At 61.5% G+C, this 25,220-nt stretch carries 18 protein-coding genes and 1 tRNA gene; 13 read left to right on the top strand and 6 right to left on the bottom strand.

Going from position 1 to position 25,220, the window contains the following annotated elements; translation table 11 throughout:
• The first annotated feature begins 14 nt into the window (after nt 1-14).
• The 3 genes from NH234_RS15545 to NH234_RS15535 all read left to right on the top strand — a co-directional run bounded on the left by NH234_RS15545 (nt 15) and on the right by NH234_RS15535 (nt 4,245).
• Nucleotides 15-1,703, top strand: a complete 1,689-nt coding sequence (locus NH234_RS15545) for a polyurethanase (RefSeq protein WP_367253295.1) — start codon at nt 15-17, stop codon at nt 1,701-1,703.
• 150 nt (nt 1,704-1,853) lie between these two features.
• Nucleotides 1,854-3,707, top strand: coding sequence for a polyurethanase (locus NH234_RS15540; RefSeq protein ID WP_085731004.1), 1,854 nt, complete (start codon nt 1,854-1,856; stop codon nt 3,705-3,707).
• A gap of 163 nt (nt 3,708-3,870) precedes the next feature.
• Nucleotides 3,871-4,245: a hypothetical protein gene (locus NH234_RS15535; RefSeq protein WP_085731003.1), complete on the top strand. Its 375-nt coding sequence runs from the start codon at nt 3,871-3,873 to the stop codon at nt 4,243-4,245.
• Nucleotides 4,246-4,291: 46 nt separating this feature from the next.
• On the opposite strand, the gene NH234_RS15530 is transcribed toward NH234_RS15535, so the two are convergent.
• Nucleotides 4,292-4,516, bottom strand: a complete 225-nt coding sequence (locus NH234_RS15530; protein ID WP_085731002.1) for a YgdI/YgdR family lipoprotein — start codon at nt 4,514-4,516, stop codon at nt 4,292-4,294.
• Between the two features lie 197 nt (nt 4,517-4,713).
• Here NH234_RS15530 and NH234_RS15525 point away from each other — a divergent pair, with 197 nt between their 5' ends.
• Genes NH234_RS15525 through NH234_RS15515 form a run of 3 tightly spaced genes read left to right on the top strand, consistent with a single transcriptional unit; the run spans nt 4,714 to nt 10,611 of the window.
• On the top strand, nt 4,714-6,366 hold the full coding sequence (locus tag NH234_RS15525; protein WP_367253294.1) for a VRR-NUC domain-containing protein: 1,653 nt from the start codon (nt 4,714-4,716) through the stop codon (nt 6,364-6,366).
• Nucleotides 6,363-8,681 carry an ATP-dependent DNA helicase gene (locus NH234_RS15520; RefSeq protein WP_367253293.1) on the top strand — a complete coding sequence of 773 codons (2,319 nt, stop codon included), beginning with the start codon at nt 6,363-6,365 and terminating at the stop codon, nt 8,679-8,681. Before NH234_RS15525 ends, NH234_RS15520 begins: the two co-directional genes overlap by 4 nt.
• 10 nt (nt 8,682-8,691) lie before the next feature.
• Nucleotides 8,692-10,611, top strand: a complete 1,920-nt coding sequence (locus NH234_RS15515) for a PAS domain S-box protein (RefSeq protein ID WP_367253292.1) — start codon at nt 8,692-8,694, stop codon at nt 10,609-10,611.
• Between the two features lie 59 nt (nt 10,612-10,670).
• On the opposite strand, the gene NH234_RS15510 is transcribed toward NH234_RS15515, so the two are convergent.
• The 4 genes from NH234_RS15510 to NH234_RS15495 all read right to left on the bottom strand — a co-directional run bounded on the left by NH234_RS15510 (nt 10,671) and on the right by NH234_RS15495 (nt 14,630).
• On the bottom strand, nt 10,671-11,108 hold the full coding sequence (locus NH234_RS15510) for a hypothetical protein (RefSeq protein ID WP_256575982.1): 438 nt from the start codon (nt 11,106-11,108) through the stop codon (nt 10,671-10,673).
• A gap of 53 nt (nt 11,109-11,161) precedes the next feature.
• On the bottom strand, nt 11,162-12,505 hold the full coding sequence (locus tag NH234_RS15505) for a cation:proton antiporter (RefSeq protein WP_085730997.1): 1,344 nt from the start codon (nt 12,503-12,505) through the stop codon (nt 11,162-11,164).
• A gap of 22 nt (nt 12,506-12,527) precedes the next feature.
• Nucleotides 12,528-13,385, bottom strand: coding sequence for an SDR family oxidoreductase (locus tag NH234_RS15500; RefSeq protein ID WP_085730996.1), 858 nt, complete (start codon nt 13,383-13,385; stop codon nt 12,528-12,530).
• Between the two features lie 90 nt (nt 13,386-13,475).
• The gene (locus NH234_RS15495) at nt 13,476-14,630 is read right to left on the bottom strand and encodes a MalY/PatB family protein (RefSeq protein WP_367253291.1); all 1,155 of its coding nucleotides are present in this window, start codon (nt 14,628-14,630) and stop codon (nt 13,476-13,478) included.
• Between the two features lie 219 nt (nt 14,631-14,849).
• Here NH234_RS15495 and fdnG point away from each other — a divergent pair, with 219 nt between their 5' ends.
• The 7 genes from fdnG to NH234_RS15460 all read left to right on the top strand — a co-directional run bounded on the left by fdnG (nt 14,850) and on the right by NH234_RS15460 (nt 23,904).
• Nucleotides 14,850-17,915 carry a formate dehydrogenase-N subunit alpha gene (gene fdnG / locus NH234_RS15490; protein ID WP_139831707.1) on the top strand — a complete coding sequence of 1,022 codons (3,066 nt, stop codon included), beginning with the start codon at nt 14,850-14,852 and terminating at the stop codon, nt 17,913-17,915.
• The gene (gene fdxH / locus NH234_RS15485) at nt 17,916-18,851 is read left to right on the top strand and encodes a formate dehydrogenase subunit beta (protein WP_367253290.1); all 936 of its coding nucleotides are present in this window, start codon (nt 17,916-17,918) and stop codon (nt 18,849-18,851) included.
• Nucleotides 18,848-19,501 carry a formate dehydrogenase subunit gamma gene (locus tag NH234_RS15480; RefSeq protein ID WP_085730992.1) on the top strand — a complete coding sequence of 218 codons (654 nt, stop codon included), beginning with the start codon at nt 18,848-18,850 and terminating at the stop codon, nt 19,499-19,501. The genes fdxH and NH234_RS15480 overlap by 4 nt, the downstream gene beginning before the upstream one ends.
• Before the next feature lie 3 nt (nt 19,502-19,504).
• Complete coding sequence (gene fdhE, locus NH234_RS15475; RefSeq protein ID WP_367253289.1) at nt 19,505-20,431, top strand: formate dehydrogenase accessory protein FdhE; 927 nt, start codon at nt 19,505-19,507, stop codon at nt 20,429-20,431.
• 48 nt (nt 20,432-20,479) lie between these two features.
• Nucleotides 20,480-21,886: an L-seryl-tRNA(Sec) selenium transferase gene (selA, locus tag NH234_RS15470; protein ID WP_367253288.1), complete on the top strand. Its 1,407-nt coding sequence runs from the start codon at nt 20,480-20,482 to the stop codon at nt 21,884-21,886.
• Nucleotides 21,883-23,802 (top strand): selenocysteine-specific translation elongation factor, encoded by a 1,920-nt coding sequence (gene selB, locus NH234_RS15465; RefSeq protein ID WP_367257187.1) that lies wholly within the window; start codon nt 21,883-21,885, stop codon nt 23,800-23,802. Before selA ends, selB begins: the two co-directional genes overlap by 4 nt.
• A 6-nt stretch (nt 23,803-23,808) precedes the next feature.
• Nucleotides 23,809-23,904 (top strand) — tRNA-Sec (locus NH234_RS15460).
• Between the two features lie 11 nt (nt 23,905-23,915).
• Here NH234_RS15460 and NH234_RS15455 read toward each other — a convergent pair.
• Nucleotides 23,916-25,211, bottom strand: a complete 1,296-nt coding sequence (locus NH234_RS15455; protein ID WP_367253287.1) for an OprD family porin — start codon at nt 25,209-25,211, stop codon at nt 23,916-23,918.
• Nucleotides 25,212-25,220 lie beyond the last annotated feature (9 nt).

The following is a 25,220-nucleotide window of genomic DNA, read 5'->3' as shown; positions in this document are numbered from 1 at the left end:
AGAGAGAGCACGACATGGGATTGTTTGACTACAAAAAAGCCGACGGTAAAGCGTTGTACAGCGATGCCATCGCGCTGACGCTGTATTCCTACACACCGACCGGGCAGCCTTTGCCCGGCACCGGTTGGGCGCCACTGGGCGCCACGGCACTGGGTTATCAAGGAAAGACCGACGCGAAAGGCACGTTCTTCGGCGAGAAGGACGGCTTCACCAGCGCCGAGGCGGAAGTGCTCGGCAAATACGACGCGGCGGGCAAGCTGATCAGTATCGGCGTGGCCTTTCGCGGCACCGGCGGGCTGAGTTACAGCGACACCTTCGGCGACATGAAAAACAATTTGCTGGCCGCCATCGGGCCGGTGGATTACGCCAAGAACTATGCGAAGAACGCCTTCGACAACCTGCTCAAATCCGTCGCCGCGTTTGCCACGGCCCATGGCATCGCTGCCAAGGACGTGCTGATCAGCGGCCACAGCCTGGGCGGGCTCGGGGTCAACAGCGTAGCGGAACTGAGTGCCAGCGACTGGGGCGGTTTTTTCAAGAACGCCAACTACATTTCGTTCGCCTCGCCGACCCAGAGCAACACTGGCGCCAACGTGTTGAACATCGGCTTCGAGAACGACCCGGTATTCCGTGTGCTCGACGGCACCACGTTCAGCACGGCATCGATGGGCAAACACGACAAGCCGCACGACTCGACCACCGACAACATCGTCAACTTCAACGACAACTACGCGTCCACCGCGCAGAACCTGGTACCGTTCAGCATCGTCAACCCGCTGAACTGGTCGGCTCACAGTTCGCTGGGCTATGCCGATGGCCTGAACCGGGTGATCGATTCGAAGTTCTACAACCTCACCAGCCAGGACTCGACCATCATCGTGTCCAATCTGGAAGCCTCGTCCCGGGGCAAAACCTGGGTCGAAGATCTGGGCCGCAGCGGCGAGCCGCATACCGGCAGCACCTTCATCATCGGCACCGACAGCAACGACTGGCTCAAGGGCGGGGCAGGCAACGACTTCCTCGAAGGTCGTGCCGGCGACGACCTGTTCCGCGATGACGGGGGCTTCAACATCCTGTTCGGCGGCCAGGGCCACAACACCTTCGACCTGCAGAAACCGTTGCAGAACTTCAGCTTCGCCAACGACGGCGACGGCACGCTGTACGTGCGCGATGCCTACGGCGGCATCAGCATGACCCGCGACATCGGCGCAATCGTGAGCAAAGAGTCCGGTTCGATGTGGAGCAGCAAGGAAATCACCTGGACCGTCACCGGCAAAGGCCTGGCCAACGGTGCGGAGCTGACCCAGTACAACCATTCGCTCAACGGCGGCGCGCTCGGCGACACGCTGAACGCCACCGCTGACGGCGACTGGCTGTTCGGTCTGGGCGGCGACGATCATCTGTTCAGCGACAAGGCCCATGTGACCTTCGTCGGCGGCGCCGGCAACGACGTGATGAGTGCGGTGGGTGGCAACAACACCTTCCTGTTCAGCGGCGCGTTCGGCTTCGACTCGATCCATGGCTACCAGGGCAGCGACAAACTGGTGTTCATGGGCGTGCAGGGCGCAGGGCAGGGCTACGACTACAAGCAACATGCTTCGCAGTCCGGCGCCGATACCGTGCTGAAGATTGGCGACTATGCCGTGACCCTGATCGGCGTGGGGGTGGCTAACCTGTCGGACTCGAGTTTCGTGTTCGCTTGATCCCTTGCGGACACCGCTGCGCATTGCGGCGGTGTCCATCGGGGCTGCAAGACAGAAGTGTTGTATCGAAATGCTCCGGAGCGCCCCGGGAGGGGCATTCTGGTTGTGAGCTATCTCTGAATAATTCCAACAAAGAGAGAGGCAACAGCAATGGGTGTGTATGACTACAAGAACTTCAGCTCAGCGGATTCCAAGGCATTGTTCACTGATGCCATGGCCATCACGCTGTACTCCTATCACAACCTCGACAACGGTTTCGCGGTCGGCTATCAGCACAACGGCTTCGGCCTCGGCCTGCCGGCCACACTGATCAGTGCGCTGATCGGCGGCACCGATTCTCAAGGAGTTATTCCCGGAATCCCGTGGAACCCCGATTCGGAAAAACTCGCCCTCGATGCTGTGAAGAAGGCCGGCTGGACGCCTATCACCGCCTCGCAACTGGGTTATGACGGCAAGACCGACGTGCGCGGAACCTTCTTCGGCGAAAAGCCCGGCTACACCAGCGCGCAAGTGGAAATCCTCGGCAAGTACGACGCCCAGGGGCATCTCACGGAAATCGGCATCGCCTTTCGCGGCACCAGCGGCCCACGGGAAATCCTCATTGGTGACTCCATCGCCGACGCCATCAATGACCTGCTCGCCGCATTCGGGCCCAAGGATTACGCCAAGAACTACGCCGGCGAAGCCTTCGGCAACCTGATGAACAACGTGGTGGCGTTCGCCAAGGCCAACGGCCTCACCGGCAAGGACGTGCTGGTCAGCGGTCACAGCCTCGGCGGGTTGGCGGTCAACAGCATGGCGGACCTGAGCAGCAGCAAGTGGGGTGGGTTCTTCCAGGACTCGAACTACATCGCCTACGCCTCGCCGACCCAGAGCAGCACCGACAAAGTGCTCAATGTCGGCTACGAGAACGACCCGGTATTCCGCGCCCTCGACGGCTCGACCTTCACCGGTGCCTCACTCGGCGTGCACGACGCGTCGAAAGTGTCGGCGACCGACAATATCGTCAGCTTCAACGACCACTACGCCTCGAACGCGTGGAACGTGCTGCCGTATTCGATCGTCAACATCCCGACCTGGATCTCGCACCTGCCGACCGCTTACGGCGACGGCATGAACCGGGTCATCGAGTCGAAGTTCTACGATCTCACCAGCCGTGACTCGACGATCATCGTGGCCAACCTGTCGGACCCGGCGCGGGCCAACACCTGGGTGCAGGATCTCAACCGCAACGCCGAGCCCCACAAGGGCAGCACCTTCATTATCGGCAGCGACGGCAACGACCTGATCCAGGGCGGCAGCGGCAACGATTATCTGGAGGGCCGTGCCGGCAACGACACCTTCCGCGACAGCGGCGGCTACAACATCATCCTCGGCGGCTCAGGCAACAACACCCTCGAATTGCAGCAGTCGGTGAACAAGTTCGACTTTGCCAACGACGGCGCCGGCAACCTGTACATCCGCGATGCCAACGGCGGGATCAGCATCACCCGCGACATCGGCAGCATCGTTACCAAGGAACCGGGCTTCCTCTGGGGCCTGTTCAAGGACGACGTGACCCACAGCGTCACAGCCGATGGCCTGAAGGTCGGCAACAACGTCACCCAGTACGAGTCGAGCGTGAAGGGCACCAGCGGCGCTGACACCCTCAAGGCGCATGTCGGTGGCGACTGGTTGTTTGGCCTGGACGGCAACGATCACCTGATCGGCGGTGCCGGTAACGACGTGTTCGTCGGCGGCACCGGCAATGACCTGATGGAGTCGGGCGGCGGGGCGGATACGTTCCTGTTCAGCGGTGCGTTCGGCCAGGACCGGGTGGTGGGCTTCAACGGCAACGACAAACTGGTGTTCCTCGGCGTGCAGGGCGTGTTGCCCGGCGATGACTTCCGCGCCCATGCCACATCGGTGGGGCAGGATACGGTGCTCAAATTTGGCGCTGATTCGGTGACGCTGGTCGGGGTTTCGCTGAGCAGTCTCAGCGCCGATGGGATCGTGATCGCCTGAGGGTGACGGTGGAGGGGGAATTCTTTCCCTCTCCACATCAAAAGTGACTCATTGGCCACTACCTGACTCAAACCTCTGCACCAACAGGAAACGCGGACTAAAGCCATCGCATGCGCACTCGTCATGTATGGGCAAGCCGCCATTGAGTACAGGAGATTCAAACGTGAAAGGTTTCAAGGGGTATATCGGTATCGTCGGGTTGGCGCTGCTTTCGGCCAACGCTTGGGCCGATTTGCCTCACAGCTCGATTTTGAGCCGCTACGGTGTCAGCTCCGATGATTTGCCGAAACCGGCACCCAGCGAGAACAGCGAGCCGGTCGAAGAGAAAAGCCGCTTTCAGATCCAGCCGGAACAGCCGTTCGTGACAATACGTCTGGGCGACGGCAAACAGCCGGAAACCACCGGCAACCTCAGCATCGACCGCATGGCCCAGCAAGAACGGGAACGCTGCCAGCGATTGCAAGCGGAACTGGCTCGTCGGGGCGAACATTACTTCAGTTGCGACAACAGCATTCCGGGTATGACCCTGCCGCAATAACCGCTGTGTTCATGGAGCTGCCTTATCGGCAGCTCCGCTATCGGGGTCAATCTTCCTTGCGCACCGTGGCCACTTCGTCGGACTTCACTCTGATCTTCGCGCCGGAGATGTCCCTGAACTCATAAAAACCATCTTCGGACTTGGTCTTTGGCATGTCCTTGGTCAAGTACTGCGTACCGTTCTGCAACGTCACCACCGTCGGAGTGGAGCAGCCGGCCAGCGCCAACAACGCGACGGCCGCCAACGGCATACACAATGTCTTGAAACTCATATCCTGCATTCCTCATGCAAATCGACTGATGTCGGTCTTCTAACGCGGTTGGTGCCAAATAGCCCGCAAAAGTTCGATGGTCTGGTGAAAAAACCTCGATCGCGGACGCCACTGATCTTTTTCCGTTTGCGCAGGGCAGGGCAGAGCTGGTATCTGTACGCATAACCAGTACTCGTTCGCCATGGCCCCTTATCACTGTGACTTCCAGCCCCCTCGACGATCCGTTCTATTACCTCAACAACTTTCGGCAAGTGCTTGACTGGCTTGAGCTTCGTTATGCCGACGTGATGAGCGAGACGGAGCACGCCTTCATTCGCGACTTCAAGGTACTGCCTCGCGGGTCCCAGGGGTTGCTGGTGCGGATGGTGATGCGCAAGGGCGTGCATTTTCGTGAGGGCAAGCTCAGTTATGCGGAAATTGGTGACATCGCTCTGGCCGCGCAGCCGTTGCTCGATCACGGCTGGCTGGATGAGCAGGCGCTGCTATCGATGCCGGAGCTGTTCGACCTGTTGCTGAAGGCCGAAGTCCTGCAGGCGTTCGGCCCGGCCATCGAAGAACCCAAGGGTCGGAAAGTCGATTGGCTGCCGGTCCTGCATCAACAGTTTCCTGAATCTCGGCGCTGGAGCGACTGGTGCCCGGCGATTGCAGACCGATTGTTCAGCCTGACGCTGATGGACCTGTGCGACCGGTTTCGCCTGATGTTCTTCGGCAACCTTTATCAGGACTGGTCGGAGTTCGTCCTCGCTGACCTTGGGATCTTCACCTATGAAAAAGTCGAGTTCAGTGCCGATTCCCGGGGCCTGCGCAGCCGTGCCGACGTCGATGCCTGCCTGTTCCTGCACGATTGTCAGCAGCGTTTTGAGGCCGGTGAGGCACTGGAGCCAATTGCCGAGCAGTTGAGCGCACTGCATTTCGACAACCCTTGGTTGCAACGTCGGCTGGGCAAGCTGTTGTTCCAGATCGGCCAGCACTGCGAACGCATCGCGGAATTTGCCCTGGCCCTGAGCCTTTATCGCGGCTGCGCCTATCCCGGCGCGCGGTTGCGGATGATCCGGGTGCTGGAGCGCTGCGGCGAATATGCCCTGGCGCTGGAATTGGCGGTTTTGGCCGAACAGGCACCGGAAAGCGCCGCCGAACAGCAGGGCCTGCAGCGGGCGCTGCCACGCCTGCGACGCAAGCTTGGCGGGCCGCCGCTCAAGCGCGTTGCGCCAAGACCGATGGAACGCCTGGACTTGCACCTGCCACGGCTCGATCCGGCGTTGTCGGTGGAGTATCACGTGCAGGCGCATCTGCGTGAAGACGCAGGCCCGGTGCATTACGTCGAGAACAGCCTGATCAACTCACTGTTTGGCTTGCTGTGCTGGCCGGCGGTTTTTGCGCCGCTGCCGGGGGCGTTTTTCAACCCGTTCCAGCGCGGGCCGGCGGACCTGCTCCAAGAGGATTTCCAGGGACGGCGGGCCGAGCTGTTCGAGGCTTGCCTGGCCGAACTGGACGACGGTCGCTATGCCGACACCATCCGCAGCCGATTTGTCACCAAGTGGGGCATTCAGTCGCCCTTCGTGTTCTGGGGCGCGCTTGATGAAGATCTGCTGGAGCAAGCGCTGATCTGTCTGCCGCCCGAACATCTCAAGCACTGGTTCAATCGCCTGTTGCTGGACATCAAGGCCAACCGCGCCGGCATGCCGGACCTGATCCAGTTCTGGCCGCAACATAAAACCTATCGGATGATCGAAGTCAAAGGCCCCGGCGACCGCTTGCAGGATAACCAGTTGCGCTGGCTGGAGTTCTGCCACACGCACCAGATGCCGGTAGCCGTGTGTTACGTGCAATGGGCGGAGCAGGGCGTTTGAGCTATAGCATCGCGGTGCGAGCGTTGTGCGAGTTCTCCGCCAAGAGCGGCGACCTCGACTTGCGCTTCACCCCGTCGCCCACCGCGCTTGAGGGCATCGCCGGTCACCGTACCGTCGCCTCGCGACGCAATGACGCCTATCAAAGCGAGGTGTCGCTGGAGGGCGAGTTCCACACCTTGAAGGTCAAGGGCCGTGCGGATGGCTACGACCCGACGCAGAACCGCCTGGAGGAAGTCAAAACTTACCGTGGCGACCTGAGCAAACAACCGGCCAATCACCGTGCGCTGCACTGGGCGCAGGCGAAAATCTACGGCTGGCTGATGTGCTGCCGATTGCAGCTTGAACAGATCAATCTGGCGCTGGTGTACTTCGACATCGTCAGCGAAAAGGAAACCTGTCTGGGCGAAGTCTTCTCCGCCGAAACCTTGCGCGAGTTCTTCGAACAACAGTGCGGCTTGTTCCTGGCGTGGGCCGAACAGGAAATGGCCCACCGTGAAGCCCGCAACCAGGCCGCGCAGCAACTGAGCTTTCCCCACACTGATTTTCGCCCCGGCCAGCGTCATCTTGCAGAGTCGGTATTCAAAGCCGTCAGCACAGGCCGCTGCCTCATGGCTCAGGCGCCCACCGGCATCGGCAAGACTCTCGGCACTCTGTTCCCGATGCTCAAGGCGTTGGCGCCGCAGCAACTGGACAAGGTGTATTTCCTTACCGCGAAAACTCCGGGACGCAAACTGGCACTGGACGCGGCGCAAGTGCTGTTCGATCGCAGCGAAACCCTGCCATTGCGAGTGCTGGAAATGGTCGCCCGGGACAAGGCTTGCGAGCATCCCGACAAGGCTTGTCATGGCGAGTCCTGCCCGTTGGCCCGGGGCTTTTACGATCGGCTGCCGGCGGCACGTAAAGCGGCCAGCCGATTGCAATTGATGGATCAGTCGGCGCTGCGTGATGTTGCCGCGCAACACTCGGTGTGCCCGTATTACCTGAGCCAGGAAATGGCTCGCTGGGCTGATGTGGTGGTGGCGGACTACAACTATTACTTCGACTTCACCGCGCTGCTGTTCGGCCTGGCCCAGCTCAATCAATGGAAAGTCGCTGTGCTGGTGGACGAGGCGCACAACCTGGTCGAGCGTGGGCGGCAGATGTACAGCGCCACCCTCGATCAGGGGATCTTCAATGGCGTACGCAAAACCGCACCCGAGGCCTTGAAAAAGCCCTTGCAGCGGGTCAACCGTGAATGGAACGCCCTGCACAACGCGCAACTGGCGCCGTATCAGGCTTACGACAAGGCGCCGGAAAAACTGCTTCAGGCGATCACTTTATGCAGCGCGAGCATCGGTGATTACCTCAACGACCACCCGCAAGGACTCGACAGTGGCTTGCAGAATGTCTACTTCGAGATGCTGCAATTCGGTCGCGTAGCGGAGTTGTTCGACGCGCATTACCTGTTCGACATCAGCAAGCGTGACCTCGACCGCAAACGCCCGCTGTCGCAACTGTGCCTGCGCAACGTGGTGCCCGCCGCGCTGCTTGGCCCACGCTTGAAAGCGGCCCGCAGCTGCGTGCTGTTTTCCGCGACCCTGAGCCCGCGCCACTATTACGCCGATCTGCTCGGAACTCCGGCCGACACGGTGTGGATCGACGTTGAATCGCCGTTCAGCGCCGAACAGTTGCAGGTGCGGATCGTCAGCCAGATTTCCACCCGATTCACCCATCGCCAGGCGTCACTGGAGCCGATTGTCGAACTGATCGCTCGCCAGTTCGGCGAGCGCCCGGGCAACTATCTGGCGTTCTTCAGCAGCTTCGAATATTCGCAACAGGTCGCGCAGTTGCTCGCTGAACGGCATCCGCACCTTCCAGTCTGGCAGCAATCACGGGGTATGGCTGAGGGGCAGCGGCAGGCGTTTCTCGATCAGTTCACGGCGCACAGCCGGGGCGTCGGGTTCGCCGTACTCGGCGGTGCATTCGGCGAAGGCATCGATTTGCCCGGTGCCCGGTTGATCGGCGCCTTCGTCGCCACGCTGGGGCTGGCGCAGCTCAACCCGGTCAACGAACAGATGAAACGGCGCATGGCAGCAATCTTCGGCGCGGGTTATGACTACACCTACCTGTTCCCCGGCATGCAGAAAGTGGTGCAGGCTGCAGGGCGGGTGATCCGCACCCAGCAGGATCGTGGTGTGGTCATGCTGATCGACGATCGCTTCGCCGAGAGCCGCATCCAGCAGTTGTTGCCGCGTTGGTGGCAGCTCGATCACGCAGATGCGGCTTTTCAATATTCCGGTTTGACGCATACTCCTGTTATTGAAAATCTGCTTTGAGCCAAGCCTGATGAGCGAGAACAAGAAGTCCGCTGCGATCGAAGACATGCGCTTTCGCCTGCTGATCGATGCCGTGGTCGATTATGCGATCTACATGATCGATCCGGCTGGCATCATCACAAGCTGGAACTCCGGGGCCAAACGTTTCAAGGGCTATGAAGAAGCCGAGATTCTCGGCGAGCATTTTTCGCGCTTCTACACCGATGAAGACCGCGCTGTCGGCATGCCGCAACGGGCACTGGACACGGCGATCCGCGAAGGACGGTTCGAAGGCGAAGGCTGGCGGGTACGCAAGGACAGTACGCACTTCTGGTGCCACGTGGTGATCGACCCGATTTACAGTCCGGACGGGCAACTACTCGGTTTTGCGAAAATCACCCGTGACCTCACCGACCGCAAGATGGCCGAGGAAACCCTCAAGCAAAGCGAACAGCAGTTCCGCCTGCTGGTGCAGGGCGTCACCGACTACGCGATCTACATGCTCAGCCCGGAAGGCCGCGTGACCAACTGGAACCCCGGTGCGCAACGGATCAAGGGCTATGCGCCCAACGAAGTCATCGGCAAGCATTTTTCGATGTTCTACACCCCGGAGGACCGCGAGATCGGGGAGCCGCAGCGGGCGCTGGAAACCGCGGTGCGCGAAGGGCGCTTCGAGAACAAGAGCTGGCGTTTGCGCAAGGACGGCACGCGGTTCCTGGCCCATGTGGTGGTCGATGCGATTCGCGGCGAAACCGGCGCGTTGCTCGGCTTTGCCAAGATCACCCGTGACGTGACCGAAGCCCACCAGGCGCAGCTGGCACTGGAGCAAACCCGCGAGGCACTGTTCCAGGCGCAGAAGATGCAGGCCATCGGTCAGCTCAGCGGTGGTATCGCCCATGACTTCAACAATCTGCTGACAGTGATCCTCGGTAACTTGGAGATCGTGCGCAAACGTGTCGGCGACGACCCGAAAGTCAGCCGCCTGCTGGAAAACGCCACCCAGGGCGCGCTGCGTGGCGTGTCACTGACCCAGCGCATGCTGGCCTTCGCCCGGCGCCAGGAGCTCAAGACCGAACCTGTGGACATCCCGAAACTGGTGCAAGGCATCACCGGTCTGTTGCGCAGCTCACTGGGGCCGGGGATTCGCATCGAAACGCAGTTTCCCGACGATCTTGAAGCGGTGCTCGCCGACACCAACCAGCTCGAACTGGCGGTCCTCAACCTGGCCACCAACGCCCGCGATGCAATGCCCGAGGGCGGTAGCGTGGTCATCGGCGCCGAGCCGCGGGTGGTTCTGCAGGAAAGTCATGCAAGCCTCACGGCGGGACGCTATGTCTGCCTGAACGTGACCGATACCGGTGAAGGCATGGATGATGCGACGCTGGCCTCGGCGACCGATCCGTTCTTCACCACCAAAGGCCTGGGCAAGGGCACCGGGCTGGGGTTGTCGATGGTGCATGGTTTCATCGAACAGTTGGGTGGCCGTTTCATACTCAAAAGCGTGAAGGGGCAGGGGACTTGCGCCGAGCTCTGGCTGCCGGTCGCCACCGACGGGACGGCGACCAAGCCCTTGGACCCGAAGCCGTCCATGGCGTCAGTGCCAAGACTCAGCGTACTGGTGGTGGACGATGACAGCCTGGTGCTGACCAGCACCAATCTCCTGCTCGAGGATCTGGGACACCGGGTCATCAGTGCGACATCCGGTGCCCAGGCACTTGAGTTGTTCGACCAAGGAGAAGTCATCGACCTGATGATCACCGACATGGCCATGCCACAGATGAGCGGTGCCCAACTGGCGCACGCCGTACGGCTGCTCAAACCGGACTTGCCCATCATCCTGGCCACCGGCTATGCCGAACGCATCGAGGGATTTGCAGCCGGATTGCCAAGATTGTCGAAGCCGTTCAATCAGCAAGGTCTTGTCGAAATCATTGCGTCAGCGATGAAGTGAAGGCAGATCGCGTCTGCCAATGAAAAGCCCGGCCATGAGGCCAGGCTTTAGGGGGAGGTTCAGAGCCGGGTTTCAAGCTCGCGGCGCGGACCACCGGCATTGGGCGACGATGTTTGAAGAGGCGGGAAATCTTCGTTCAGCACGCTCAGATGATCTATCGCGTCTTCGAATTGCCGGTCGGCTTTGCGGCGCACGGCCCGATAGCGTTCGAATTGCTCGATATCCAGATTCTCACCTTCCAGTAATTCGTTGGCCTTGCGATTGAGCGCCCGGGCCTCTTCGAACAGAGCCCTGTTGCGTTCCAGCGCGAGGGTTCTGCAAGCCTTGATTTTCGCGAATGTTGATGAGCCTTCTTTCATGACCTTTGGCCTTGTTTTTCGAGATTCCACGTGCCGGGCATTCATTGCCGCAGAGGAGAAGCGAGCCTGTCGAACCTCGCCGATCGAAATCAACGAGGCGTTAAGGTTGTGACTGCGGGCAAACGGCGAGGGATCCATTTATTTTGAGAAGGATTCTTGATGTTTCCGTGCAGGCAAGTAGCTCGCACTCATCATGTTTCCTGTTCCTTCAGCTGCTCGTAGCGGGTGAGGACTGGCTGCGTGCTGATGCCGTGCAGCAAAATACTCAGCGACACGACGGATAACGTCAGGTCAGTGCACTGGCTCGCCACAGTGTCGCTCAGCCCATGATTCAGGGCATAGAACAGGTAGAAAAGACTGCCGATGCCACGAATGCCGAACCATCCGATCAGCCTCCGCTGACGCCACTTCAGCAGCGTTCCCCACGGCATCAGCGCTACACAGAGCGGACGGATGACGAGAAACAGAACGCCGCCCACCCACAGCGCCCGCCAGTCCCAGTGCGTAGCGAGCACCACGCCGAGCAGGGTGACCAGAAACACTTCCATCGCCCGCTCGACCAGACTGCCGAAGGCGAGCATGTCGCCCATCATGATCCCGGCGGCCACTTGGCTGTCCTCCAGCCGTTCGGTATCGCCATGCACGGCGTGTTGCGGTTCGACGTGCTGATGGCCGACTACCGGTTGAACCAGATGTTCAGCCGGCGGCTCACTGGCACCGGTGGATTTCACTTCCTCCTGGCGTAAGCCCAGCCCTGCGGCAAACACCGACAAAAAGCCGTAGCCGCCAATGGCGTCAGCCACCACATAGGCCAGCGCAATCAGGGCCAGGGTCAGATAATCGTTGGGGCTTACCGTGCTGTCTTCGTTGCGCAGCTGCAAGGCGAGGGTAACCCGTCCGATCCCGCGACCCAGCCAGTAGCCGGTGAGCAATCCGGCAGGAACCGCCCACAGCACGTCATGTGTTATCCAGTTGCTCCACTCGGCAGCCAGGCCATCGCCCTTAAGCCACAACAACCCAAGGATCACGAACGGAAAGGCAATCCCGTCATTGAGTCCGGCTTCACCCGACAGTCCGAAGCGCACACTGTCGATGTCTCGCGCGTCATTGACTTGCACCAGAGAAGCCAATACCGGGTCGGTGGGCGCCAGAATCGCGCCGATCAACAATGACGGCCCCCAGCCCAGATCCAGACCGTAATGCAGCAGCAGGCTGACGCCGATGATCGTCAGCACCATCACCGGCCCGGCCAGGCCGAAGGCGATCCGCCAACGTTTGTCGCGCAGCGGCAGACGCAGCTTCAAGCCGCAGACGAACAGCGAAAACAGCACCGCGACTTCGGTCAGATGTTCCATCCATGAGGATGCCTGCTCCAGCGGCAGCTTCAACAGATCGAGACCGCCCGGCCCGATACCGATGCCGAGCAGCAGACACACAGCCGAGGTTGTGACCGGCAGCCAGCGCAGGTAGGACGATGTCAGCGCAAGGATCAGCAGAACCGCACCAAGCACTGTGACCCAGATAATGAAGCTCATGGTTCATGGACCGCCGTGACCGTCAGAGCATCGGTTTGCCGCCCGTGACCCCATAGCGCTGCCCGGTGATATAGCTGGCCTCGTCCGAAGCGAGCAGCACGTAGATCGGCGCGACTTCAACCGGTTGTCCCGGCCGGCCGAGCGGCGTTTGCTCACCAAAGTGCTGGACTTCTTCGTCCGGCATGGTCGAAACAATCAGTGGGGTCCAGATCGGCCCCGGTGCCACGCAGTTCACGCGAATGCCACGAGGGCCGAGCATTTGTGCCAGACCGCCGGTGAAGTTGGCAATCGCCCCTTTGGTGGTGGCATAGGCGAGCAGGGTGGGTTTGGGCATGTCCGAATTGACTGAACTGGTGTTGATGATCGAGGCGCCACGGCCCATGTGTTTGAGCGCCGCCTGGCACAGACGGAAAATCGCAGTGATGTTGACGTCGAAGGTCATCAGCCATTCGTCATCGGGAATTTCTTCGAATGTTTCGTGGGTCATCTGGAACGCGGCGTTATTGACCAGCACATCGATGCGGCCGAAGCGTTCAACGGTCTGGTTCACCAATGCCTGGCAGTGGGCTTTCTGTGCGATATCGCACGGCAGCAACAGACACTGACGCCCGGCCTGCTCGACCCAGCGTGCCGTTTCCCGGGCATCTTCGTGTTCGTTGAGGTAGGCGACCGCTACATCGGCGCCTTCACGGGCGAAGGCGATGGCCACGGCGCGACCGATGCCACTGTCGGCTCCGGTGATCAGGGCGATCTTGCCGGCGAGGCGACCCGAGCCGGTATAGCTTTGCTCGCCGCAATCGGGATACGGCTCCATCTTGCGTTGGGAACCGGGTACGGCTTGCGCCTGTTGCGGAAACGGTGGGGTGGGATAGTCGGTCATCGTCAATCTCCGGGTTCATGGCAGGTGTGGCCGGTTGACTCGGCATCTTTGCCATGAGTTCGATCGGATTGACGATGACCTCTACGGGATTCAGGCCTGGCGTGCGGCCAGACTGCGTTCCATCCGCGCAATGCCTTCTTCCAGCAACGAACGCGGACAACCGAAATTCAGGCGCACGAACTGCTGGCTCTGGTCACCGAAATCGATGCCCGGGCTGAGTCCGACGCGAGCCTGTTCGAGGAAGAACTGCTGCGGATTGTCCAGCCCAAGGGCCGAGCAATCGAGCCACGCCAGATAAGTGCCCTGCGGCACGTTGATCGTCACACCCGGCAGGCGGCTGCGAACCGCGTCCACCAGCCAGTCACGGTTGGCTTGCAGGTAGTGCTTGAGTTCTTTCAGCCACGGCCCGGCTTCGCTGTACGCCACGCGGGTGGCTTCCATGCCCAGCGGGTTGACGCTGTCCACCATGCCGCAGCGGGCGTGGTTGACCCGCTCGCGCAGGGCGGTGTCCTGAATGATCATGAACGAGGTCTTGAGGCCGGCAATGTTGTAGGCCTTGCTCGCCGACATCAGGGTGATGGTGCGCTGAGCGATTTCCGGGCTCAGGGACGCGGTCGGAATGTGCACGCGACCGTCGTAGCACAGCTCGGCGTGGATTTCGTCGGAGATGATCCAGGCGTTCTGCGACACGCAGATGTCGGCCACCGCTTGCAGTTCTTCACGATCGAAGACCTTGCCGATCGGGTTGTGCGGGTTGCTCAGCAGCAAGGCGCCCCCACCGGTCAGGGATTCACGCAAGGCATCCAGCGGTGTGGCGTAGGTGCCGTCGGCCCGGGCGTTGAATTCCAGCTCGACCTTGTTCAGGCCCCAATGGCCCGGTGCATGGCGCAGCGGCGGGTAGTTCGGGGTTTGCACCACGACATTCTGCTGTGGCTGCACCAGCGCCTTGAGCGCCATGTTGAAACCCGACTCGACACCCGGCAGGAAGATCAGCTCCTGCGGTTTGACCCGCCAGGCGAACTTGTTCCAGAGGTCGGCGACGATGGCCTCGCGCAAATTGTCCTGGGCGACGCTGTAGCCGACCAAGGGGTGCAGCAGACGCTGTTGCAGCGCCTCGATGACCACCGGCGGCGCCGCGAAATCCATGTCAGCGACCCACATCGGCAACACATCGGCCGCATAGCGGCTCCACTTGGTGCTGCCGGTGTCGTGGCGGTCGAATACCTGATCAAAATCGAAAGTCATGCGCGGTCTCTGAGGGCGGAGATGGGTCGTGCCGGCGATGATAAACCTCCAGCCCCTGCGGGCGCGAACTTGTGACCGACGAATGGCCGACGGTCGGTTTTCACACAGACCACGGCGCCGTTGTCTACAGTGAAAAAGTCGGCACTCGCTTGCCGCCACCGTGAATGTCCAGAAAAAACCCGGCTCAAGTACCGGGTTCCACCTGATCAGGAGTGCACGATGGATCTCAGCCGTCGTCAGTTCTTCAAGGTCGCCGGTATCGGCCTTGCAGGCTCAAGCCTGGGCGCGTTGGGCATGGCCCCGACGCTGGCCTTCGCCGAGCAGGTGCGCCACTTCAAGCTTGCCCACACCCATGAAACCCGCAACACCTGCCCGTATTGCTCGGTCGGTTGCGGTTTGATCATGTACAGCCAGGGCGATGCCGCGAAGAACGTTGCGCAAAACATCATCCATATCGAGGGCGACGCCGACCACCCGGTCAACCGCGGCACCCTGTGCCCGAAAGGCGCCGGCCTGCTGGACTTCATTCACAGCCCGGGCCGCCTGCAGTACCCGCAGGTGCGCAAGCCCGGCAGCAGCGAATGGACCCGGATCACCTGGGATGAAGCCCTCGACCGCGTCGCCGACCTGATGAAGGCCGACCGCGACGCCAATTTCGTCGAGAAGAACGCCCAGGGGCAAACGGTGAACCGCTGGCTGACCACCGGGTTCCTCGCAGCGTCGGCGGCGTCCAACGAAGCGGGCTACATCACCCACAAGGTGGTGCGCAGTCTCGGCATGCTGGGGTTCGATAACCAGGCGCGTGTCTGACACGGCCCGACGGTGGCAAGTCTTGCCCCGACGTACGGCCGTGGAGCCATGACCAACACCTGGACCGATATCGCCAACGCGAATCTGATCCTGGTGATGGGTGGCAACTCCGCTGAAGCGCATCCATGCGGCTTCAAATGGGTGACCGAAGCCAAAGCGCACAATGCGGCGCGGCTGATTGTCGTCGACCCCAGGTTTACCCGAACCGCGTCCGTGGCCGATTACTACGCGCCGATTCGCACCGGCAGCGACATCGCGTTCATGGGCGGGCTGATCAATTACCTGCTGACCGAGGACAAGATCCAGCACGAATACGTGCGCAACTACACCGACGTGTCGTTCATTGTCAAAGCCGGTTTCGGCTTCGAGGACGGACTGTTCACCGGTTATGACGCGGCCAAACGCAGCTACACCGACAAATCCAGCTGGGGTTACGAGCTGGGCGAGGACGGCTTTGCCAAAGTCGACCCGACCCTGCAGGACCCGCGCTGCGTCTATCAATTGATGAAGCAGCATTACAGCCGCTACAACATCGACCTGGCGAGCCAGATCTGCGGCATGCCGGTCGATGCGATGAAGAAAATCTGGGAGGAAATCGCCACTTGCTCGCAACCGGGCAAGACCATGACCATCCTTTACGCATTGGGCTGGACCCAGCACTCGATCGGCTCGCAGATCATCCGCAGCGCGGCGATGGTGCAACTGTTGCTGGGCAACGTCGGCATGCCCGGCGGCGGGGTCAACGCCTTGCGCGGGCACTCGAACATTCAGGGCCTGACCGACCTCGGGTTGCTGTCGAACTCGTTGCCAGGTTACCTGACCCTGCCCACCGACGCCGAGCAGGACTACAACGCCTACATCAAGAAACGCACGCAATTGCCGTTGCGGCCGGGCCAGTTGTCCTACTGGCAGAACTACAGCAAGTTCCACGTCAGCCTGATGAAAGCCTGGTACGGCGCCAACGCGACCGCCGAAAACCAGTGGGCCTACGATTACCTGCCGAAACTCGACATCCCCAACTATGACATCCTCAAGGTGTTCGATCTGATGGGGCAGGGCAAGGTCAACGGCTACATGTGCCAGGGCTTCAACCCGATTGCCGCGCTGCCGGACAAGAACCGGGTGATGGCTGCTCTCGCCAAACTGAAATGGCTGGTGGTGATGGACCCGCTGGCCACTGAAACCTCGCAGTTCTGGGAAAACGTCGGGCCGTACAACGATGTGAAAAGCGCCGACATCCAGACCGAAGTCATTCGCCTGCCGACCACCTGCTTTGCCGAAGAGGACGGCTCGCTGGTCAACAGCAGTCGCTGGCTGCAATGGCACTGGAAAGGCGCCGACGGCCCGGGCGAGTCACGCACCGACGTGCGGATCATGACCGAGCTGTTCATGCGCCTGCGTCAGCGTTATCAGACCGAGGGCGGCGCCTATCCCGATCCGATCCTCAAACTCTCCTGGCCGTACAAGATCCCGGAAGAACCGTCGCCGGAAGAAATCGCCAAGGAGGTCAACGGCTACGCCACCACTGACTTCACCGACGCCACGGGCGCGGCGATCAAGGGCAATTCGCAACTGGCCGCCTTCGCCCAGCTCAAGGATGACGGCAGCACCGCCTCCGGTTGCTGGATTTTCTGCGGCAGTTGGACCGAGGCCGGCAATCAGATGGCCCGGCGCGACAACGCCGATCCGTACGGCATGCATCAGCACCAAGGCTGGGCGTGGGCCTGGCCGGCCAACCGGCGGATTCTCTACAACCGCGCTTCGGCGGACATGCAGGGCAAACCCTGGGACCCGAAAAAACGTCTGGTGTGGTGGAACGGCAAGGCCTGGGGTGGCACCGACGTGCCGGACTACAAGGCCGACGTGCCGCCGGAAGCCGGAATGAACCCGTTCATCATGAACCCCGAAGGCGTGGCGCGATTCTTCGCCGTCGACAAGATGAACGAAGGGCCATTCCCCGAGCACTACGAGCCGTTCGAAACGCCGATCGGCATCAACCCGCTGCATCCCGAAAACAAGAAAGCCACCAGCAACCCGGCGGCGCGGATCTTCGATTCGGTGTGGGACAGCCTCGGCGTGGCCAAGGATTACCCGTACGCCGCCACCAGTTACCGGCTGACCGAGCATTTCCACTTCTGGAGCAAACATTGCCGGTTGAATGCGATTGCCCAACCGGAGCAGTTCGTGGAAATCGGTGAAGTCTTGGCGAAAGAGAAGGGCATCGCTGCCGGTGATCGGGTACGGGTCAGCTGCAAACGCGGGTTCATCGAAGCGGTGGCAGTGGTGACCAAAAGGATCCGGCCGTTGCAGGTCAACGGTCAGGTCGTGCATCAGATCGGCATCCCGCTGCACTGGGGCTTCACCGGCCTGACGCGTCACGGCTACCTGACCAACACCCTGGTGCCGTTCCTCGGCGATGGCAATACACAGACCCCGGAATCCAAGTCATTCCTGGTCAACGTGGAGAAACTATAAATGGCCAGCCAAGACATCATTGCCCGCTCGGCCACGACAACGCCGGCACCCTCGGTGCGCAATCAGGAGGAAGTCGCCAAGCTGATCGACACCACCAAATGCATCGGCTGCAAGGCCTGCCAGGTTGCGTGCTCGGAATGGAACGAGCTGCGCGACGAGGTCGGCCACAACCACGGCACCTACGACAACCCGCAGGATTTGAGCGCGGAGTCATGGACGCTGATGCGCTTTACCGAGCACGAAACCGACACCGGCAATCTCGAATGGCTGATCCGCAAGGACGGCTGCATGCACTGCGCCGAGCCCGGTTGTCTGGCGGCGTGCCCGAGCCCGGGGGCGATCATCAAGCACGCCAACGGCATCGTCGATTTCGATCAGGACCATTGCATCGGTTGCGGTTATTGCATCACCGGGTGCCCGTTCAACATTCCGCGCATCTCGCAGAAGGACCACAAGGCCTACAAATGCACACTGTGTTCGGATCGCGTGGCGGTGGGGCTGGAGCCGGCCTGCGTGAAAACCTGCCCGACCGGGGCAATTGTCTTCGGCTCCAAAGAGGACATGAAGACCCACGCGGCCGAACGCATCGTTGACCTGAAGAGCCGTGGTTTCGACAACGCCGGCCTCTACGATCCCGAAGGCGTCGGCGGCACTCACGTCATGTACGTGCTGCATCATGCGGACACGCCGAAGATCTACGCCGGGCTGCCGGAGAATCCGGCGATCAGCCCGTTGGTGGGCCTTTGGAAAGGCATCAGCAAACCGCTTGGCCTGCTGGCCATGGGCGCGGCGGTGCTGGCCGGGTTCTTCCATTACGTGCGGATCGGCCCGAATCGCACCGAAGAGGATGACCATCCGGAACCGCCCGACACCTCGGTACACGTGGTCGACCCGGCGGTGCACACCTTCGATCCACGCGGGGAGGGCCGGCCATGAGCAACAAGACGATCCTGCGCTACACCGCCAACCAGCGCACCAACCACTGGCTGGTGGCGATTCTGTTCTTCATGGCCGGGCTTTCGGGACTGGCGCTGTTTCATCCGTCGATGTTCTGGCTGACCAACCTGTTCGGTGGCGGGCCGTGGACGCGGATTCTGCACCCGTTCATGGGCGTGCTGATGTTCGTGTTTTTCCTCGGCCTGGTGTTCCGTTTCTGGCGCTCGAACTTCTTTATCGACAATGACTGGAAGTGGCTGCGGCGCATTGACCGGGTGCTGGTCAACGACGAGGAAACGGTGCCGCCGGTAGGCAAGTACAACGCCGGGCAGAAAATGCTGTTCTGGACTTTACTGCTGTGCATGCTGGGGCTGTTGTTCACGGGGCTGGTGATCTGGCGCGCGTACTTCAGTCATTACTTCGGCATCACCACGATTCGCTGGGCGATGTTGCTGCATGCACTGGCCGGGTTTGTGCTGATCCTCAGCATCATCGTGCACATCTATGCCGGGATCTGGATCAAAGGCTCGGTGGACGCGATGCTGCACGGTTGGGTCAGCCGCGCCTGGGCGAAAAAACATCACGCACTCTGGTATCGCGAAGTGGAATCCCAGGATCCGCCAGAGCGACCGATCACCAAAAAGGGCTGACATTTGCCAACCATTCTTGAACCCGGGGAAATCGAAGCGGCGGCCAGTGCGCCGCCGTTTCTGCACTTGCCGCCGCGCAACCTGTTCACGCTGCGCGCCGAACGTCTGGAACATTTGGCGATCGGGCATCCGCTGGCCGATTACCTGCGTCTGATCGCCGGATTGTGCCGCGTGCAACAGCAAGTCCTCGACGATCCGCCTTCAAACGCCCCGATTGATGAGCAACGGCTTGAAGTCTGCCGGCAACACGGCATGCCGCCGTTCGCCGCCGACACCCTGATCCGCGAGGACGGCTGGCAGGCGTATCTCGATGCCTTGCTGCAACGCTACGGTACACCGGAACAACACGCCGTTGCCGATGCGGTCACGTCGTTGCGGGTTGCCAGTTCCGGCCAGTTGCGGGCCTGGGCGGTGGCGCTGGTGAGCGGCCAGTATTCGCTGGTGCCGGCGGCATTGGTGCCGTTTCTCGGCGCAGCGCTGCAAACGGCCTGGAGCCACTGGCTGCTCAGCGCACCGCACCTGAAACTGGCGCCCGGCAACAGCCTCGGCCAGTGCCCGGCCTGTGGTTCGCCGGCCATGGCCGGAGTGATCCGCCATCGTGGCAAGCACAACGGCTTGCGTTATCTGGTGTGCTCGCTGTGCGCCTGCGAATGGCATGTGGTGCGGGTCAAGTGCGTGTATTGCGAGCAGAGCAAGGGCCTTGAATACCTGAGCCTTGAGGATGATCGTCACGCTGCCAATCAGGCACCGCTGAGGGCCGAAGTCTGTCCCGGCTGCAACAGCTATCTGAAGTTGCTGTATCTGGAAAACGACGGGGAGGGCGAGGCGCTGTCGGCGGATCTGGGCAGTCTGCTGCTCGACATGCGCCTGGCCCAGGACGGTTATCAGCGCCTGGCACCGAATCTGTTGCTGGCACCCGGAGACGAATGAGCCGAGCGTCTACACTCTGGCGCAACGGCTTTTAATCCGGAGCGTCTGATGCCTGCCAGTGTTGCCCAGCGTTTGCCTTCCATCGACAGTCTGTTGCGTCACAACGCCTTTCAGCCCGTGGCCGAGCGACACGGGCGCGAGGCGCTGCTGGCGATGTTGCGTCAGTTGCTCGACGACTTGCGCGATTCGGTCGTGGCGGGGCAGCTCTCCGCCGTCGAGATCAGCCCTGAAGCCTTGGCCGGCAGGATTGCCGAACGTCTGGCGCTGCAACAGCGCAGTCAGGTGCGACGGGTGTTCAACCTGACCGGCACGGTGCTGCACACCAATCTGGGCCGTGCGCTGTTGCCGGAAGAAGCCATCGACGCCGTGCAGCTGGCGGCCCGCTATCCCTTGAACCTCGAATTCGACCTGGCCAGCGGCAAGCGCGGTGACCGCGATGACCTGATCGAAGGCCTGATCCGCGAACTCACCGGTGCCGAAGCCGTGACCGTGGTCAATAACAATGCGGCGGCGGTGCTTCTGACCCTCAACAGCCTCGGCGTGCGCAAAGACGGCATCATCTCTCGCGGCGAACTGATCGAGATCGGCGGCGCGTTCCGTATTCCCGACATCATGGCCCGGGCCGGCGTGCGTCTGCACGAGGTCGGCACCACCAATCGCACCCATGCCCGGGATTACGAAGCAGCGATCAGCCCGCGCAGCGGCTTGATCATGCGCGTGCATGCGAGCAATTACAGCATCGAGGGTTTTACCGCCCGGGTGCCGACAGCAGAACTGGCGGAGCTGGCCCATCGGCATGACTTGCCGCTGCTCGAAGACCTAGGCAGCGGCAGCCTGCTGGACCTGACCCGCTGGGGCCTGCCGGCGGAGCCAACGGTGCGTCAGGCTCTGCTCGATGGCGCGGACATCGTCACCTTCAGCGGCGACAAACTGCTTGGCGGGCCGCAGGCCGGGGTGATTGTCGGGCGAAAGGATCTGATTGCGAAGATCAAGAAAAACCCGCTGAAACGCGCCTTGCGGGTCGACAAGATGACACTGGCGGCGCTGGAAGCGGTGCTCGGGCTGTATCGCGATCCGGATCGTCTGGCCGAGCGGTTGCCGACCTTGCGCCTGCTGACCCGTCCGCAAGATGACATCTTCGCCCAGGCTGAACGTCTGCAACCGGCATTGGCCAAGGTGCTCGGCGAACCCTGGACTGTGACGGCGGAGAAAACACTGGGCATGATCGGCAGCGGCAGCCAACCGGTGGCGCGGCTGCCAAGCGCGGCATTGTGTGCCCGCCCTCAAGTGTCGAAACGCCTGCGCGGGCGCTCGCTGTTGAATCTGCAGACCGCGTTGCGCCAGTTGCCGATCCCGGTGCTCGGACGCCTCGACGATGACGCGCTATGGCTGGATCTGCGGCAACTCGACGACGAACCGGCGTGGCTCGCGCAACTCGGGCTGTTGCAGACATGATCGTCGGCACCGCCGGGCACATTGACCACGGCAAGACCTCGCTGCTCCAGGCCCTGACCGGGCAATCCGGCGACCGCCGTCCGCAGGAGCGCGAGCGGGGCATGACCATCGACCTCGGTTATCTCTATGCCGAACTGGCGCCCGGAGCGGGGTTGACCGGATTCATCGACGTGCCGGGCCACGAGAAATTCACCCACAACATGCTCGCCGGCGCCCAGGGCATTGATCTGGTGTTGCTGGTGGTCGCGGCGGATGACGGCGTGATGCCGCAAACACGCGAGCATCTGGCGATTGTCGAATTGCTGGGCATTCCCCGAGCGCTGGTGGCGATTACCAAATGTGATCGGGTCGAGGCGGACAGGTTGGTGGAGGTTCGCCGGCAAATCGAACACCTGTTGGCGCCCGGTCCGTTTGCAGGTGCGCCGATGCTCGCGATTTCAAGCGTGACGGGTGAGGGCGTCGAGGCCCTGCGGCAAACGTTGCTAAGGGCGCAAAGTGAGGTGTTGAAGCGCAGTCGCGAGGGCGGATTTCGTCTGGCCATCGACCGGGCGTTCAGTGTGTCTGGCGCCGGGATTGTGGTGACGGGCACGGCGCTGTCGGGAATGGTCGCGGTGGGTGACAGACTGATCCTCGGGCCGTCGGGCAAAACGGTGCGGGTGAGGGGGCTTCACGCGCAGAATCAACCCGCAGAGCTGGCGTTTGCCGGCCAGCGTGTAGCCCTGAACATCAGCGCTGAACGCCTGGAACTCGGGCAAATCCATCGCGGGCAATGGCTGCTCGCCGAAGGATTGTTCGCACCGACTCAACGCCTGGACATCGACTTCCAGCTGCTGCCTGATGAAACGCGCACCTTCGAACACTTTCAGCCTGTGCATCTGCACCTCGGCACACAAGATGTGATCGCCCGCGTGGCATTGCTCGAAGGACCACGACTGCATCCGGGCGAACGCATGCTCGCGCAAATGCTGACCAATGTCCCGGTACACGGCGTGAAAGGGGATCGGTTGATCCTGCGCGATCCAAGTGCGCAACGTACGCTCGGCGGTGGTCAGTTGCTCGACCCGTTCGGCCCGGCCCGGCAACGACGCAGCCCTGGCCGTCTGGCGCAATTGCGGGCGCTGGCGATCAGCTCCAGCCTGGAGCAAGCACTGCCAACGCTACTGGAGAACAGCGAAAGCGGCATTGATTCGCAGCGTCTGGAGCGTCAGTTCAACCGTCCGCGTGAGGGCTGGTCCCTGCCGGACAACGTCCGTCTGATCGAAACCCGTCAGGGCCAGGTACTGTTCAACGCCCAGCGCTGGGGAATTCTCAAATTCATCCTGCTGGAACAACTGGCGCGTTTCCATGAACTGGAACCCGACCAGATGGGCCCGGATCGTGATCGTCTGCGGCGTTTCAGCGGCTTGAACATCGAGCACTCGACCTTCATCAGTCTGCTGGAAGAACTGCGCAGCGCCGGCTCGCTCACCGCCAGCGGTCCATGGCTGCATTTGCCGGACCATCAGGTGCGCCTGAATGCCGACGACGAAACCCTGTGGCAGGCGTTGCAGCCGCTGTTTGAACAGGCCGGTTTCGATCCGCCCTGGGTGCGCGATGTGGCCAAAGCCGTGAACCAGGAGGACGCCACTGTCCGGCTGTTGCTACGCAAATTGGCGCGACTGGGCGTGATGCATCAGGTAGTGCGAGATCTGTTCTTCACCGACATCACCTTGCGGCAGATGGCGTCGGTGTTGTTGCGCCTGGGTGAAGAAAATCCGCCGATTCAAGTCACGGCGTTCCGTGATGCGCTAGGCTTGGGACGCAAACGCAGTATCCAGATCCTCGAATACTTCGACCGCCTCGGCCTGACCCGGCGTCTCGGCGAGGGTCGGCAGATCCGCTTCGACAACGCGCTGGCCAACCCCGGCGCCGACTGAGTTCAAGGAAGGCAATCGCGCCCGGTGGCGCGGCCGGGCTTCAAACCCGGTTGGGGACGGCATCCGTTCCCGGGCAGGTTCGACTCCGGCTGCCTTCCGCCACTTTTCTGCATTCAGAACCCCAGCGGGTACTGAATCACCACGTAGATCCGGTCAATGTCATCACCCGCCTGAGCACTGTTGGCCCGATGCGAGACGTGGGACAGCTGCACCGAAAGGTCCTTGGCCGCGCCGGACTGGACGATGTAGCGCAGGTCGATATCGCGCTCCCAGTGTTTGCCGCCGTCCCCTTGCTGTGGCTGGTACTGGCCGCTGTCCGGGTCGAACGGGTTGTAGGCGCCACCCTTGGGCGCGTGAGTGCCGTCGATGTGGCTGCCGGAGACGTAGCGGGTCATGAAGTTGAGTCCCGGAATACCAAACGCGCCGAGATCGAGGTCATAGCGGGCTTGCCACGAGCGCTCGTGGGCGCCATTGAAGTCGGCGTATTTGATCGAGTTGGCCAGATAGATCGAATCGCCACCGACGAAATCGAACGGTGTGTCACCGTTAATGCGTTGCCAACCGAGCATCACCGCATGAGGGCCAAAGGCATATTTGCCCGAGAGACTGAACGCGGTGTTATCGATCTCCCCGGCCAGTGCCTGCCCGGTGTCGCGGGTGTGGTAGACGTTGGCGTCGAGCAGCACGCCGGACTGTTTGAAATGCAGGTTGGCGTAGTACTGGTGCCAGGTTTCGCTGAGGTCGGAAGCGTACAGCGCGCCGCCGACCGGACTGTCACTGAACAGGTCTGCGCCAATGAAGCTGATTCCGCCGGCCTTGGTGTTGGCGCCATAACCCTGAAAGTCGCCTTGGCCGGATGAGCTGTCCTGATTCTTGAACGCGGTGAAATGCCCGGCCACCAGGTTAACGTTGTCGATTTCCCGACTGTTGAGCAAAAACCCGGTGGCGTATTCCGGTTGAAGGCGTTTGTCCGAGGTGTCGAACACCGGCGTCTCGACGGTCATTTCGCCGAAGGCGAGGGTGGTGCGCGAGGCTTTCAGTTTCAAGGCGCCGCCGGCGCTGGAATAATCGCTTTCGCTGCGACCATCACTGTCCACGGGGAGTAAGCCGGTGCCGGAATGGCCCTTGCCGCCATCCAGTTTCAGACCATAAAAAGCGTGTGCATCGAGGCCGAATCCGATTGTTCCGTCCGTGAAACCCGATGAGAAAGTACCGATAAATCCTTGAGCCCATTCCTGTTTGTAGTTTGTCCCGCTGGACGAGGGCGAGCGGTAATCGTTGCTCAGGAAAAAGTTGCGACTGAGTACCTGGGTCTTTGCGTCGTCGAGGAAACCGCTGGCGGATGCGGGGCCGGTCAGACCGGCGAGCACGATCAGCGGGGCGATGCAGGAGTACGGTAACGCCTTCATGGGGAGGTG

Source organism: Pseudomonas sp. stari2 (genome assembly GCF_040760005.1).
Lineage (GTDB): Bacteria > Pseudomonadota > Gammaproteobacteria > Pseudomonadales > Pseudomonadaceae > Aquipseudomonas.
The sequence above is the reverse complement of the archived record's forward strand: the minus strand, read 5'-3'. Positions and strand labels throughout refer to the sequence as shown.